Annotated in this window: 14 protein-coding genes, 1 tRNA gene and 1 pseudogene; 12 read left to right on the top strand and 4 right to left on the bottom strand. The window is 47.8% G+C overall.

Features of this window, described 5'->3' with window-relative positions; translation table 11 throughout:
- Window positions 1–14 precede the first annotated feature (14 nt).
- The gene (locus ACKU41_RS18895) at window positions 15–158 is read right to left on the bottom strand and encodes a hypothetical protein (protein WP_319779124.1); all 144 of its coding nucleotides are present in this window, start codon (window positions 156–158) and stop codon (window positions 15–17) included.
- Between the two features lie 224 nt (window positions 159–382).
- Here ACKU41_RS18895 and ACKU41_RS18890 point away from each other — a divergent pair, with 224 nt between their 5' ends.
- Both ACKU41_RS18890 and ACKU41_RS18885 read left to right on the top strand, forming a co-directional pair.
- Window positions 383–928 (top strand): PilZ domain-containing protein, encoded by a 546-nt coding sequence (locus tag ACKU41_RS18890; RefSeq protein WP_319779123.1) that lies wholly within the window; start codon window positions 383–385, stop codon window positions 926–928.
- 36 nt (window positions 929–964) lie between these two features.
- Complete coding sequence (locus tag ACKU41_RS18885) at window positions 965–1,927, top strand: D-2-hydroxyacid dehydrogenase (RefSeq protein ID WP_321403062.1); 963 nt, start codon at window positions 965–967, stop codon at window positions 1,925–1,927.
- 98 nt (window positions 1,928–2,025) lie between these two features.
- Here ACKU41_RS18885 and ACKU41_RS18880 read toward each other — a convergent pair whose 3' ends face one another.
- Both ACKU41_RS18880 and ACKU41_RS18875 read right to left on the bottom strand, forming a co-directional pair.
- Entirely contained in the window at window positions 2,026–2,466 is a 441-nt protein-coding gene (locus ACKU41_RS18880) for a response regulator (RefSeq protein ID WP_321403059.1), read from the bottom strand.
- A 161-nt stretch (window positions 2,467–2,627) separates the two neighbouring features.
- Window positions 2,628–2,993, bottom strand: coding sequence for a hypothetical protein (locus ACKU41_RS18875; protein WP_321403058.1), 366 nt, complete (start codon window positions 2,991–2,993; stop codon window positions 2,628–2,630).
- Between the two features lie 551 nt (window positions 2,994–3,544).
- Here ACKU41_RS18875 and rdgC point away from each other — a divergent pair.
- The 5 genes from rdgC (at window position 3,545) to ACKU41_RS18850 (ending at window position 7,745) form a co-directional block, all read left to right on the top strand.
- On the top strand, window positions 3,545–4,162 hold the full coding sequence (rdgC, locus tag ACKU41_RS18870; protein ID WP_319779119.1) for a recombination-associated protein RdgC: 618 nt from the start codon (window positions 3,545–3,547) through the stop codon (window positions 4,160–4,162).
- A 32-nt stretch (window positions 4,163–4,194) separates the two neighbouring features.
- Window positions 4,195–4,728: a hypothetical protein gene (locus tag ACKU41_RS18865; RefSeq protein WP_321403054.1), complete on the top strand. Its 534-nt coding sequence runs from the start codon at window positions 4,195–4,197 to the stop codon at window positions 4,726–4,728.
- A gap of 2 nt (window positions 4,729–4,730) precedes the next feature.
- A complete protein-coding gene (locus tag ACKU41_RS18860; protein ID WP_321403052.1) occupies window positions 4,731–5,294 on the top strand; it encodes an arylesterase in 564 nt (187 codons plus the stop codon).
- A gap of 79 nt (window positions 5,295–5,373) precedes the next feature.
- The gene (locus ACKU41_RS18855; RefSeq protein WP_321403051.1) at window positions 5,374–6,528 is read left to right on the top strand and encodes a patatin-like phospholipase family protein; all 1,155 of its coding nucleotides are present in this window, start codon (window positions 5,374–5,376) and stop codon (window positions 6,526–6,528) included.
- On the top strand, window positions 6,525–7,745 hold the full coding sequence (locus ACKU41_RS18850) for an ABC transporter substrate-binding protein (RefSeq protein ID WP_321403049.1): 1,221 nt from the start codon (window positions 6,525–6,527) through the stop codon (window positions 7,743–7,745). Before ACKU41_RS18855 ends, ACKU41_RS18850 begins: the two co-directional genes overlap by 4 nt.
- A 49-nt stretch (window positions 7,746–7,794) precedes the next feature.
- Here ACKU41_RS18850 and ACKU41_RS18845 read toward each other — a convergent pair whose 3' ends face one another.
- Entirely contained in the window at window positions 7,795–8,490 is a 696-nt protein-coding gene (locus ACKU41_RS18845; RefSeq protein ID WP_321403045.1) for a VTT domain-containing protein, read from the bottom strand.
- Window positions 8,491–8,642: 152 nt separating this feature from the next.
- Between ACKU41_RS18845 and ACKU41_RS18840 the strand changes: the two genes are divergently transcribed.
- The 5 genes and pseudogenes from ACKU41_RS18840 to ACKU41_RS18820 all read left to right on the top strand — a co-directional run bounded on the left by ACKU41_RS18840 (window position 8,643) and on the right by ACKU41_RS18820 (window position 13,261).
- Complete coding sequence (locus ACKU41_RS18840) at window positions 8,643–10,340, top strand: YcaO-like family protein (RefSeq protein ID WP_321403043.1); 1,698 nt, start codon at window positions 8,643–8,645, stop codon at window positions 10,338–10,340.
- Between the two features lie 59 nt (window positions 10,341–10,399).
- Window positions 10,400–10,486: transfer RNA gene (locus ACKU41_RS18835), tRNA-Leu, on the top strand.
- Window positions 10,487–10,858: 372 nt separating this feature from the next.
- Window positions 10,859–12,493, top strand: a complete 1,635-nt coding sequence (locus tag ACKU41_RS18830) for a hypothetical protein (protein ID WP_321403040.1) — start codon at window positions 10,859–10,861, stop codon at window positions 12,491–12,493.
- On the top strand, window positions 12,490–12,816 hold the full coding sequence (locus ACKU41_RS18825) for a hypothetical protein (protein ID WP_319779041.1): 327 nt from the start codon (window positions 12,490–12,492) through the stop codon (window positions 12,814–12,816). The genes ACKU41_RS18830 and ACKU41_RS18825 overlap by 4 nt, the downstream gene beginning before the upstream one ends.
- Window positions 12,785–13,261 (top strand): annotated as a pseudogene (locus tag ACKU41_RS18820) (zincin-like metallopeptidase domain-containing protein). Before ACKU41_RS18825 ends, ACKU41_RS18820 begins: the two are co-directional and overlap by 32 nt.
- The last annotated feature ends 224 nt before the right edge of the window (window positions 13,262–13,485 follow it).

Genomic DNA, 13,485 nt, shown 5'->3' with positions numbered 1-13,485 from the left:
CCTTTCAAAAATTTCTAATGGTGACCTTCGTTTTTGCCTTCATTGATCCTGCAAAAAATCATAAACAGCATCCATGCAAGGTAAATAAAAATAAGTGATACACCTACAAAGCCAGCAGTGCTGCTGTGGCCCATGTTATGAATCAGTTCGCCGATCATTCCCAAATACCTCCAAGTATTTAACCCGATTTATTACCAAAATTTTGATCATTCTTCGCTATTATTTCCAATAATGTCAAGAGCTAGTTTCAGTATAAATATTGACAAACAACCATACACAGATATGATAGAAAAAGGTGATAGTCAGATTTACGCCAATTATACAGAGATGTTGTGAAAGACTATACCGTAAATATCCAAATACTTTTCATCAGGGGAAAAGAATGGGCAGGGATAAGAAGGAAACCGGCTTGGTCGGGAAACTTAAGGCAAAGCTGGACCGCATGCTGGGCAGGAAAAATGCTGAATCACTGGATATTGACTACAAACCGCAAAAAGAAATTCCCGCTGCCCGCCGCGCTTTCAGAATTGATGTAGACAACATGCACGTCATCTGTAGGGTTCCGCGAGTCAAATGCAAAATTCTGGACATAAGCGCCAGCGGAATCGGTTTTGCCAGCTCAAAAGAGTTCCCGGTGGGAACGGTGATTGAAGCTGTCCTGATCTGGTCCGGAAAACCTATCCTCAAAAATCTGAAATTAAAAATCGCCCGCCGCACCTCCAAAATCGTTGGTTGCGAATTTACTGATCTTGAAAGAAATCAGGACAAAGTCATCAGCAAGATAATACTCGCCGCGCAGAAAAGGATGATTCAGAAGAAACATTCCGGTAAATGCCCGGACACAACAGAAGAAGAGATGACAAAAGAAATAGAAGCTCAGAAAAAACGCGGAATAGCTCCGGCATCAAGCAAAAAATTCAAGCTTTAACCCCGACTTCCAAGCCGGGAATTACGGAATGACCACATGAAAACAGTTATCCTCGACAGCTACACGCTCAATCCAGGCGACAATCCCTGGACCGAGTTGGAAGAAATATGCGATCTCAGTGTTTATGACCGCACCTCTCCGGAGCAGATAATCAAAAGATCACTGGATGCGGACATTATCCTGACCAATAAAACTTTACTGAATGCTGACATCATCAAAGAACTGCCTAAGCTGAAATTTATTTCCGTACTCGCTACCGGGTATAATGTAGTAGATCTTGAAGCGGCAGCAGCACAGGGTATCCCGGTATCAAATGTTCCGGGCTATTCACCGCCTTCTGTGGCCCAACATGTATTCGCCCTGCTGCTCAACCATGCAAACAGGGTTGCCATGCATGATCAGGCTGTAAAAGATGGACAATGGGCTCAGCAGGAAGATTTCTGTTTCTGGAACGCCCCCCTGATTGAACTGGCCGGAAAGAAAATGGGCATCGTCGGCTTTGGCGACATCGGTAAAAAAGTAGGCAGCATTGCAAATGCTCTCGGTATGGAAGTTATGGTTTACGCACCGAGACCAAAGCCGGTTCCCGATTACCGCCCCTTCAGTTTCGTCCCCCTTGAAGAACTTTTCAGGAAGGCGGATGTTGTATCCCTGCATTGTCCGCTGACTGCTGACAATGAAAAATTTATCAATAAAAATTTACTCCTGACGATGAAGCCGGAAGCATACCTGATCAATACCGCCCGTGGACCTTTGATCAATGAACCTGATCTGGCCGCAGCGCTCACCGAGGGAATTATCGCCGGAGCCGCACTTGATGTGGTCGAAAAGGAACCCATGCTGCCGGGCAACCCTCTTTCAGGAACTCCGAACCTGACCATTACTCCGCACATTGCGTGGGCGACCCTTGAGGCACGCTCAAGACTGACCGGCACTACAGTTGATAATGTGAAGGCTTTTCTGGATGGTAAGGCAATAAATGTGGTTAACGGAGTCTAGCTTCCGGCAGATTCCAAACATCATAAAAAAAAACAGGGGCTGTCATGGTAATCATGTCAGCCCCTGTTTTAATGATATAACTTTAATTGGAATTTACACTAAAGCCCTGCTCCGGCACCGTATCTCTGAACCACAGAGATAAGATCCGCTTTACGGACCGGTTTGGTCAGAAAAAAATCACAACCCACTTCATAGGCCCGGAGTTCATTTTCAGGAAGAGCATGCGCAGTAACGGCCACAATGGGAGTCTTGTCCCGGCTATTACTTTTTTCATAATCACGCATGAGAGAAGTTGCCTCGTAACCGTCGGTCACGGGCATCTCTATATCCATGAGAACAACATCATATTCATTATGCCGGAACAACTCATAAGCTTCACTGCCATTTTCTGCTACATCAATGGAATACGGAAACTTTTTCAGGTAAAGTTGCACTAGAAGGACGTTGTTTTCACAGTCTTCGGCAAGCAAAATTTTCAAAGGCTTAACAGCTCCCTCGCCGTGTATCACATCACAGGCGGACTTTTCTGCATTAAGCATTGTTTAATCCTGTATATAAGTCAAAAAAACAGACTGCAGAAAGCAATCCGCCCCCCATTTTGACCCGACGCAACTAGATATAACAACAATTTTTCAAAAGCAACCGTTATAGAGGAAAAATAACGCGCCACACAGAAAAAGAAAAGCTAACAACCTAATAATCAGGACAAAGATTTTAATTCCGCCACAAAATTATCCAGATCGTTAGGCTCACCGACCTCATGATCTTCCGGATAAAGCAGGGCAGACATGAAAAAGACACTGCCTATTTCAAGCGATTGTGCTGCGGAAAAGGAAAACCGCTTTATGCGTTTTTTTACCGAGTCCGTCACCGGCAGATCATGCACGGCCACATCCTCGGCCAGATCAGCCAGAGTCATTGCCTTACGGCGCATAAATTCCCTATACGCAAGGTCATCCTTATCTTCATACAATGCCTTATACGCTTGAGCTTCAATCTCGCGAACCTGAACGGCAATGCCTTCAATGCGGTCTGCCAGAAATCCATATGGGTTATCAGAAATCACCGAATCCTCCTATCCAACGAACTGCAAAAATATTGAAACCAGCACAAAATAAATCAAATATAAACAAATATGTCAATTGAAAACGACAAATATGTAAGAATTAAGCTCGTTACAGAGAGCCGCACATATGCCGGTAGTTCCCGCACTCTTGCTTGTTTATGAACGGACATGCGCTCTTCATAAACCATTTTTTACGCGGACACCAAAAACGATCCTTAAACGGCTCGTTACATCCGTCAGGTGTTAACTTCTTTCTACGGTGGCTACCAACTACGATATAATTTCCTTCGGTCCGTACTTCAATGAGAGTCATTGCGACCTCCACCAGCTTAATCAGCTCTTACTGACTGAGTCCTCCTTAAGGGTTGCCTGATTTACATCTTCTACAATTAATAAATACTATGCACCTAACATGCCATACCTGAAAGATGGGAATTCTTTCTCTTTACATCCTGAAAAAATGAACATAACAATTAGCGATTGGATTTTTCACTACAGCGAAATAAATCCGGCAGTGCCAATAATGTGACAGCCGGTTCAAGGAGCATATTTTGCCTATACTTTCAGCCAGCACAGGACTTACCAGATACAGGATTCTGGAAGAGGTCAGCGATGATCTTATCCGGGAAATCCCCGAAAAATTAGCAAAATTCGCATTCATGGATATTGACCATACTGCAGAGGAACGCTCCTTTGGCTGGGTAAATATGGATGACATGCTTGATGACAAATGGGCTGTATCACCGCCTGAAAAGGCCCAGTACTTCACCTTTTCCCTTCGGCTTGATACCCGCAGAATCCAGCCTGCAGTGCTGAAAAAACATTTTCAGATAGCGCTGAATCACGAGCTGGCCGAAGCCAAGAAAGAAGGAAAAAATTTCATCTCCCGCGACCGCAAGAGGGAAATCAAGGAACAAGTTACACTCAAACTGCGCGCCCGTTCCCTGCCCATTCCGGCAGTATTCGACGTAGTTTGGAACGTACCGGAAAACAGGGTTTACCTGGCAGCAACAAACAGCAAGGTCATGGATCTCTTCACCGACCATTTTTCCGATACTTTTGAACTTACCCTTGAACCGCTTACTCCTTTTTTTCTGGCTATGGAAATACTCGGCGAAGAGGCTGTACAGAAACTTGAATCGCTCGATCCAACCTATTTCGTAGGTTAGGACCAACAGAACTACTCAAAGGAGCACCAGTTATGGACCTCATGATGCTTGCCGAAAGGGAAAATACTCTTCTAGGACAGGATTTTCTGACATGGCTATGGTATAAAAGCGAAATTCAGGACGGCATGTTCGAACTGGAAAGCGGCGAACGCTTCATGCTCTACATGGAGCAACGCATGTCTGTTCAAGGCGGCGATGGCGAAAACGTGGACACCGCCACTGTCAACTCCGCCAGCGGGGATATGACCGAAGTTCTGTACGGACTGCGTACCGGCAAGAAAGTAACCCGCTGCCAGTTGAAGATGGAAATCGACGAAAACCTCTGGCAAATGCAGGTCAAAGCCGAAGATTTCACCATGAGCGGACTGAAAACCCCCAAAGTGGACATGAAGGATGAGGAAGGGGACGATCCTGACGCAAAATTTCTGGAAAAAATCTACCTGATTGAAAAATGCGTCACCCTTTTCGACCATGTTTTCAAGGAATTCATCACCATCCGCATCTCAGAGCAGTGGAAAGATGAAGTGGCCCGCTTCCAGAACTGGCTGCGCGAGGGAGAAAAATAACCATGGCAAAAATCACATTGGCGGCATTCGGCGACAGCCTGACTGAGGGATTCGGACTTCCGGCCTACAGTTCTCTTCCGGCCCAGCTTGAACGCAGGCTGCTGGAAGAAGGCCTCCATGTGGAGATAAACAATTTCGGCCTGTCCGGGGACACTTCCGCGGACGGGCTCTTCCGCCTTGCCGATGTGATTGAAAGTGGGCCAGACGCAGCGTACATTGAATTCGGCGCCAACGACTGCTTCCAGCTAGTGGACCCCGAGCAGACTAAAGCCAACCTGTCACGTATGGTCGAAGCCTTTCAGGAAGCCGGCATTCCCGTTCTTCTGCTCGGCTTCAAACCCATGAACTTCACCCCGCAATCCTACTCTTCAGAATTCAAACGCATCTTCACTGAAGTTGCCGAAAAATTCAAAATCCCCCTCTATCCATCCCTGACCTACGGAATAGGTGAAGAGCCGCAATACTACCAACCGGACGGGGTCCATCCCAACAGCGAAGGGGTAGAGGTTATGATTGAAAACATGTTCCCGGCATTTAAATCCTTTCTGGAATCTGTTTCAACCTGAAAACTTTCCACTTAAGACTTCAATTCTTATTGTTTTTTTTCCGCCGGGCATGTATCTTTTTCCAAATAATGGAGCAAAAATGGAAGAGAGCAAACAGCCCGAATCCCCTGAAAACAATAACAAAGCCGACGATCGGCCGAAAGCACCGAAAGCCCCTGACCGTCCTACCGTAGCCCTGATCATCGGTTCGGAAGGGATTAAATCCTTTTGTGCCCTGCCTTTTATCGAATACCTGCAATCAGAAGACATAAAGATCGACCTTGTAATCGGCGTCAGCGGCGGAGCACTGCTGGCCGGATTTTTGGGTGCGGGCTACAATCTAAAACAAATTCAGGAAGTATTTTCCAAAACCGTCGACCCACGTTTTTACACTGACGTGGACTACAACTCCGTACTGGAAATAGCCAGCACAGGCATGGGCAGATTCACTGCAGAATCAGGCATCCTGAAAACCGACTGCCTGCGCCGGACCTACGAAGCCCTATTTAAAAAAACGGATATTTCCGACCTCAGCCCCAAGACCCTGATCACCACCACCGATCTTGAAACCGGAAAGCCGGTTATTTTGGAGAAAGGCAATCTTGCCCATGCAATCTATGCCAGCAGTTCCATCTACCCGCTCATGCCGCCCGGAAATGTGGACGGCAGGCGGCTCATTGACGGAGCATTCTCGTCTCCGGTACCGATCATGGAATGCGTCAAACGGCAGATCGACATCATTATCGCCATTTATTTTGACGATGCCTGCAATCCGGAACCGGACAGTTTCGTCTCCAGTTATTTTAACACCTCCCGCATCTTCAAACGCTCTATACTGACCAGCCAACTGCCCCTTTCCATTGACCTGCACCACCACGAAATCATTCCAGTCTACATCAAGCATCCCCGCCCCATTGAACTCTGGGAAGTCAACAAACTCACTGAAATCGTGCATGCCGGGAAGGTGGCCTTCACCAAGAAGAAAACCGATTTCACTGAGGCTGTTACAGATTTCAAAAAGAAAAGAAAACGGCGCGAAAAGGAACTGAAACTCAAGGAAGCTGAACAGAAGCTTATTGCAGACAAAGCTGCAGCTGAAGAAAAAAAATATGAAGAAACGGTTGAAAAAATGAAAAACGAAACCGGACGCAAAAACAAACCGGCTTCGGAACCATACAACTCCAAAGAACCGGAAAAAAAACGTACCTTTAAAATCGTAAAAAACCGTAAAGGACGCAGGGGGTCAGGAGTATGAGACTTTTTACTGCACTGCTGGCTTTTATCTGCTGCATGAATTCTCCGGCCTTTGCCGATGAAATTGTGCTGGGAACAATTTTTGAAATAAAAGACAGTCAGGCCCCTACAGCTCAGGAAGCCTTGAACGGGGCATTGCTGGCAGTAAAAAAAATAAATGAATCCAGCGATCAAAACAAAATAAAACTTGAAGTTGAATCTGTCAGCGGTGAGACCATAGACGTACTAAAAGGAGTGGATAACCTTTCAAGATCAAAAGGGATAATAGCTGCCACCGGCATTATTTCCGAAAACAACGCCCTTACTGCCGCTCCCGCATTTCAAGCCGCAAACCTCCCTTTCCTGTGCAGCGGTGCGCAAGTGGACTCGCTCCCACACATAGGGACAAATGTGTTTACTCTTGCAGTGCCTGATATCAGGACCGGACAACTGCTCGCTGAATTTGCAGGAGGTTCCATGCTGGTTAACAACATAATGTTGATTCGCTCCGACCTCTCCGACAGCACCGCAAGGCAGGCGGACAGCTTCCGCCGCCGTTTCAAGCAAAACGGTGGCAACATTATGGCTGAAATGCGCATAACCGAACAGGACCCTGACCTATCTTTTGTCAGCCGAAAGCTTAAAGAACTTACCCCGCCCGAAAACACCAACAGCACAGTCCTCGATGACACTGTAGGTGTCAGTGACTTTGTGGACAGCGCCGCAGACATAACCATCCAGAAGCGGGACGCCGAACCAGCCCGACCTCAGGTGGATGGGATTGTCGTGTTCGCCCCGGCCCGCATCGCATCAAAACTGCTCAATCAATTGCAACAGGACCAGCAGATCTTTCCCGTTCTTGGCGGAACAAGTTTTGATTCCATTGCAATGCAGGAATCCATGAAAGAATACCCGGCAACAGTTTTTTATGCCTCACAGGCCAGCATGGACCGAGAAGCACCTCTTGTGCGTTCCTTTGTAGAATCCTACAAAGCCCTTTTCGGGCAAACACCGCAGACCGGATATGCGGCACTCGGCTTTGATTCCATAATGCTTTTAGCAGCCGCAACGCAAAAACAGCCATCCACTTCCGAGACCATCCGTAACGGACTTGGGCAAATCAAAAACTTTGACGGTGTCAGCGGTAAAATTTCTTTTCAGGGCCGCAGTGCAGAAAAACCGCTCTACATTATGCAGGTAAAAGGAAAACAAAAATCGATGGCAACAATGCTGGAATAAGCCCATATAAACGAACAGTTAAATTGTTGGGGCCTAACCGGATACTTCCTTATCCGCAACCGGAGTTGGAATCTTCCTCGAGGCTGTGGCGGACGGCACGGACCAGCAGAAATATCAATGCGGCAGCTGCTGCCAGCACGGCCAACATCCCCCAGTTAACAGTCCCCATCCGCACCCCGGCAGATAGCAGATGTCCGCCTGCTGTCATAAAAATGGTCTCCGGAATCAGACACACGACACTCATAACCAGATAGGGCAGGAACCGCACCCCTGTAGCCGCCCAAAGGTAATTGGCTATAGAATACGGCACCACGGGTACAATCCTGCTCAAAGCCAAAACTTTAATCGGGTGTTTGCGGCTGAGCATCTCCATTTTCATAAAATTCGGGTCATCCCTGAATTTCTTGAAAACCCGGCCCCGAAACACGAACCGTCCTAAAATAAACGATAAAGAAGCCCCCACGGCCATACTGACCAGACACATAACCGTTCCTTTTAATGCACCAAAAAGCACCCCGGCCACCACAGTAAACAGAGTCTGGGGAAGAACCAGCACCATGCCGACAACATTTATGACCACGAACAGGAACGGAGCAAAATTTCCACTGGCCTCAATCCATGCAGTGATAGCTGAGAGATGTCCTTCTCCATAATGTTCGGCCATGAAAGAGACCATTCCCACAACAAACAGGATGATTGCTCCATGCATGATTATTTTTTTTGAATGATATTTTTCTGAATGCATATTTTCCCTCTTCACTTGATGACCTAAATACCCTACCTTCGCAGTGGGGAGTTGGCGTGACATCCATCAAAGATAAGGATAACACACGCTGACCGACTAAAAGTTTAATTACTGAAAATTTACGTTTCAGAAAACAATAATTAGGGGAAAATATGCGCTACGAACTCAAACTCATGGACACTCTTTCCGGAACCGGCTGCTTTGCCGCTTTTCCCGGTCCCAACCTGAGCTTCTCCGAAGTACTGAGCCACCTTGAGGCACATCCATATGACGAATTTATGCACCGCCACATGCTCGAACAACTGGGCAAACACCGCACACGCAAAATCCAGAAGCTGATCAAAGAAATCAAGAATGATCCCAAAAAGAAAGTGCTCGCCGCCCTGATTTATGAAGCAGCCATCACCCACCCTCGCCTTGCCTCCCTGCGCGATGAAGTAGAAACAATTTTTGACGCGGAAGAACTCAAGGAATTCAGTCCTACTCTGCACCTGCGTTCACATCTTCTTGATGACCAGGCTCTGCATAACCGGTGGACTGCACTCTTTGCTGACAACAAAGAAACGCATAAAGACCTGCCCATTCTGGAAGAAGCAGGCATCGACCCTCTTTATAGTAAAGAGGATCTGCTTTCCAAAGAGTTTACCCCGGCTTCAACCATCCGTGCAGAGCTTGAAGCTGCAGCCAAACTTCCTCCGGCAAAAGAGCGTGCCCCCATTAAAGAGGTCACAGCCAACGCCAACAAGAAACTAGAAGCCGCAGGCGTATTCATGGGACCGCAAATGCGCCAAAAAGGATGCCTGAGCCCCTTTGCAGTGCTGCACCACTGGATGGTTGAAAACCATACTAACAACGGAGGCCTGAGCAACTCTCTTCGTGCCATACAGACCAGCTACGGACGCGGTTTCACCTTTGAACAAGCCTGTGTCTCCTGCGCTATGGAAGTAGCCGAAAGAGTGAGTTCCTACGCCGCTGTAAATAAATCAGGCATAGCAAACCGTACCGCCTCCCTGCCCGTAATCAAAGGATCATACGAGGAGATATCCAGCCAGAGTCCGGCCCTCAATCCGGATGATGTATGTCTTGAAGCTCCATATATGGGACAGGATATCTGGTGGATGCCGGCGGAAAAATTTGATGGTGAAAAGTATGTGCAGGCTCAAGTCCCGGTGCAGCATGTATTTCTTTTCTGCAACCTTGATGAGCAGAACCTGTTTAGCGGCCTCAGTTCCACCGGACTGGCATCCGGCAACACCACTCATGAAGCACGCCTCAGCGGCCTGCTGGAGGTTGTTGAACGGGACTCCAATGCCACAATACCCTTTGACAAAGAAAAATGCTTCACCATTGAAACCGACGATGAGGAAGTACAAAAACATCTCAATGCACTGGAACAGAGCGGCATCAAGGTCTGGTTTCAGGACATGACATCCGAACTTGGCATCCCTTGCTACACAGCCTTCGCAGTGGGTAAACACGGAGATATCAACAAAGGCGGCGGCTGTTCGCTCTCCGGCAAACGCGCTCTGCTCTCAGCCCTGACCGAGATTCCCTATCCTTTCCCCGGTCCGCCCACTTCAGAAATTCCCGCAGGACTCCCGGTACGCAAACTGGAAACATTGCCCGAACTGAGCACCGGAAGCGCTGAGGGAGACGTGATGGTTATCGAGAAAACCCTGACTACCAACGGATTTACCCCCTATTACGTAGATCTGACCCGCAAGGATCTAGAAATCCCGGTAACAAGGGCGATAATTCCCGGACTGGAAATAGTTTCCGACCTCGACAAATTCTCAAGAATAAGCAAAAGACTGTACAGAAACTATCTCGACATGAAAAATCTTCTGTAATATGCTATCTATAAGCTTGACTACGTAAAAGACACAGTATATCAAGCAGTACTTTCCGTGCCCGGATGGCGGAATTGGTAGACGCAAGGGACTTAAAATCCCTCGAGCTTACGCTTGTGCGGGTTCAAGTCCCGCTCTGGGTACCACAAGAAAATCAAGGACTTACAAACAATCTTAGGGTTGTGTGTGAGTCCTTTTTTTGTGCCTTTTTTCGGAGTTGTCCCACCTTTTTTCAGTAAAGAAATACTACCAGTAAGCACAGTGATTCCTGCCGCTGTGCTCTTTTCCTGCGTCCTGAGACACGTTCAGATTATGTATAACCCAACATCAAGCTCTTTAATAACATTCTCAAAATCATCCCCGCCATGAAGCATAGCCCCGACCAAAGTTATACGGACCTAAGCAAGCTTTTTCATGTCCGCCCTCGTGGCAATAATTTTAGTTAGGGAGAACTCCCTGATTTTTTCGACTCTTAAAGCTCTTTTTTCAACTGAACCTGATCCCCAAGGAATCAGCCCATGAATGCAACGGCACACAAACACAAATATTATGGCTCTGGTAACTGCGATGATCAGTATCAGGTCCCTGCTGATACCGATCATCTGAAGAAGCTTATGCGCCGTGATATTGCCGGATTCTACAACCGTCTTTCCGTTACCGGCAAAAGGATTCTTGCCGCTCTTATCCAGTCCGGACCGAGCACTGTCGAATCAGGTGAGCCGTTTCCTTTTGTGATCTCCAGCCTGCAATATGGTGTAAAATGCAGCAAATTAAGCGTCCTGCGCACCCTTCCCAAGGGCGAAAAAGCAGGACTTTTCAAGCGCACTAATCATCAGGCCGGACGCAGGCATGGCAGCATCATTACCTTATATAAAGAACGCTGCGAATTCTTCCTGAGCCTTTACAAGCAGGAATACGGCTTACTGCTTGATACCTATCATGATCGGTATCAAGTGCAAGGTGTTACCAATAGTGACCGGTATCAAATAAACTTTGGTAACAAGCAAGACCAAAACGCAAAGCCAAGCACCCAATCATTAAATATTTCAGACAATACAGACGCGCTATTTTCCCGTTTATCCGATCAGGGCAAACGCGTGTTCGGTATCATCTCCACTCTTTCTGAGCAAACCGAACAGGACGAAATATCCCTTGTAATTCAATCTATTGCCAGAGACGCAGCTTGCAGCGAAGTAACCGCGCGGCGGGTAATCAAGCACGGACACGAAGCCGGAATATACACTAAACGTCAGCACGAACGCGGCCCTCGCTTCGGCGTTATCCTCAAGCTGAACAGCGGTCCCATGGAACGTATCAAGGAGCTGTTGCAAGCCTTTCCCGCTCAGAATGTCACCAATGCTGATCGGTATCAGCCCGGTGTGACCGAACATGACCGGTATCATGAGCGTAATGATACCGATCCTGATACCAAACATGATCGGTATCCTGTTAGCAATGCTGCTTTAGCTGTCAAACAAGCCGTTACCCCTTGCCAATCAAGGGTTGAGAGCAATTCCGTTCCGCAGTCCGATACCAATGCTGATCGGTATCAGAACCCGGTACTATTAGATAGACAGATAAAAAATCTATCTGGTTCTGAAGAAAATGAAGAAGAACGTTGGGCGCGAAGGCTGTTTTCATTCAGCACAGACGAATTTCAAATCCTCTGGCCCCGACTCCATGATGAAAGATTCGGTCCGGATCAGATCCGCCAGATCATACAGCACCGGCTTTCCTTCGATGAAACAATCCTTGATATCGAGAACTCCCTGCATGCCGCTGAATGGGAACTGGAACACGACACATTCCCGAAAGCTCGCAAAGGCCCCTGCAATTATCTCTTTGCCACGCTGAAGAGCAAAGGAACTTGGCGCAGGCCTGTGGGCTTCCTGACTCCCAATGAGCAGGCCCTTGCTAATGCCAAGAAAGAAAAGGAAATCCTTACCGAGCTAAAATCCATTGAGCAGAAGAAGATTAAACAGGCTGAACAGGATGCACAGGACGCAGACTTCGAATCGTGGCTGGCAACACTCAGCGACGATGAACTGAACGAGATTGATGCACGCTGCTCGCTTCCCTTGAGTACTGACGCATCAAAACGTGGCTGGCGTAAAACATTCTGGGCCAAAAATATTCAGGGAGCGAAAGCATGAGAAAGCTCCTGTTGATCTCATTCATCTGCCACGCTGCGGCAGTCGGCTTCATAGTCCATGAAGCCGGATACCGGGTGAACTTCACCTCTTCCATGCCCATGGGCATTTATCAGATTACGCCCGGAACACCCTCCCGTGGTGACTTCGTAAGCTTCAATCTCGACGAATCAAATCCATATTTCCAAATTTCCCTTGAGCGGCACTATCTGGGCCTGAACGGTAACAGGCCGCTGCTCAAGGTTCTGGCAGGTCAAGAGAGGTTCAAAATCACCGCCCATTGTATTCTGGCAGATGTCGCAGGAAAGGACGCTCACCGACGATGACGGCAAGCCTGTACTCGATGAGGATGGAAACAAGCAAAAAACGGCGGTCCTACTGGAAAGGCCCATTGTCCGTTTTGCGAATGTGTTCCACGCCAGCCAGATTGAAGGTATACCGGAATGGGATGGCCGGAAAATCACATGGAATCCTGACGAGCGCGCCGAGAAAATACTGACCAACTCCGCGGCAAACATTATTCACGATCAGCGCGACCGGGCGTTCTACCGCCCTTCCACTGATGAAATTCATATGCCTTTAAAGGCTGCCTTTGACAGTCCTGATAAATATTACAGCACCGCGCTGCATGAACTCGGTCACTGAACCGGACACCCCGCAAGACTGGATCGCGAAGGCGGACCTTTCGGTTCTGAGCTGTATGCACGCGAGGAACTGTGCGCTGAAATCTCAAGCTGGATGATCAGTGCGGAACTCGGCCAAGGCGGTTAACGGGATCTCAATAACCCCGAAATTCACCGCCACCGAAAGGCTGCAAGGCTTAACCTACTTCAACGATCTTCACCAATCCAGCGGCCTAAGCGAGGTGAAGGATCAACTTGCAGGAATTCGGATACTCGCCAAGAAATCCTCGCAGAAGAGAAGTGCGGGGATGGGGATGGCGCGGTAGGGTTTGTGGTGGTGAGGGGGCCGCTTAAATTAAGAAAGAATATTAT

Source organism: Maridesulfovibrio sp., from assembly GCF_963678865.1.
In the GTDB taxonomy this organism is placed as follows: domain Bacteria; phylum Desulfobacterota; class Desulfovibrionia; order Desulfovibrionales; family Desulfovibrionaceae; genus Maridesulfovibrio.
This window is presented reverse-complemented; position numbering and strand designations above follow the sequence as displayed.

Bases quoted from the DNA above. Each gene is read 5' to 3' on its own strand.
- ACKU41_RS18895 (WP_319779124.1), bottom strand. From the start codon at position 158: ATGATCGGCGAACTGATTCATAACATGGGCCACAGCAGCACTGCTGGC.
- ACKU41_RS18890 (WP_319779123.1), top strand. From the start codon at position 383: ATGGGCAGGGATAAGAAGGAAACCGGCTTGGTCGGGAAACTTAAGGCA.
- ACKU41_RS18885 (WP_321403062.1), top strand. From the start codon at position 965: ATGAAAACAGTTATCCTCGACAGCTACACGCTCAATCCAGGCGACAAT.
- ACKU41_RS18880 (WP_321403059.1), bottom strand. From the start codon at position 2,466: ATGCTTAATGCAGAAAAGTCCGCCTGTGATGTGATACACGGCGAGGGA.
- ACKU41_RS18865 (WP_321403054.1), top strand. From the start codon at position 4,195: ATGGACCTCATGATGCTTGCCGAAAGGGAAAATACTCTTCTAGGACAG.
- ACKU41_RS18860 (WP_321403052.1), top strand. From the start codon at position 4,731: ATGGCAAAAATCACATTGGCGGCATTCGGCGACAGCCTGACTGAGGGA.
- ACKU41_RS18855 (WP_321403051.1), top strand. From the start codon at position 5,374: ATGGAAGAGAGCAAACAGCCCGAATCCCCTGAAAACAATAACAAAGCC.
- ACKU41_RS18850 (WP_321403049.1), top strand. From the start codon at position 6,525: ATGAGACTTTTTACTGCACTGCTGGCTTTTATCTGCTGCATGAATTCT.
- ACKU41_RS18845 (WP_321403045.1), bottom strand. From the start codon at position 8,490: ATGCATTCAGAAAAATATCATTCAAAAAAAATAATCATGCATGGAGCA.
- ACKU41_RS18840 (WP_321403043.1), top strand. From the start codon at position 8,643: ATGCGCTACGAACTCAAACTCATGGACACTCTTTCCGGAACCGGCTGC.
- ACKU41_RS18830 (WP_321403040.1), top strand. From the start codon at position 10,859: ATGAATGCAACGGCACACAAACACAAATATTATGGCTCTGGTAACTGC.
- ACKU41_RS18825 (WP_319779041.1), top strand. From the start codon at position 12,490: ATGAGAAAGCTCCTGTTGATCTCATTCATCTGCCACGCTGCGGCAGTC.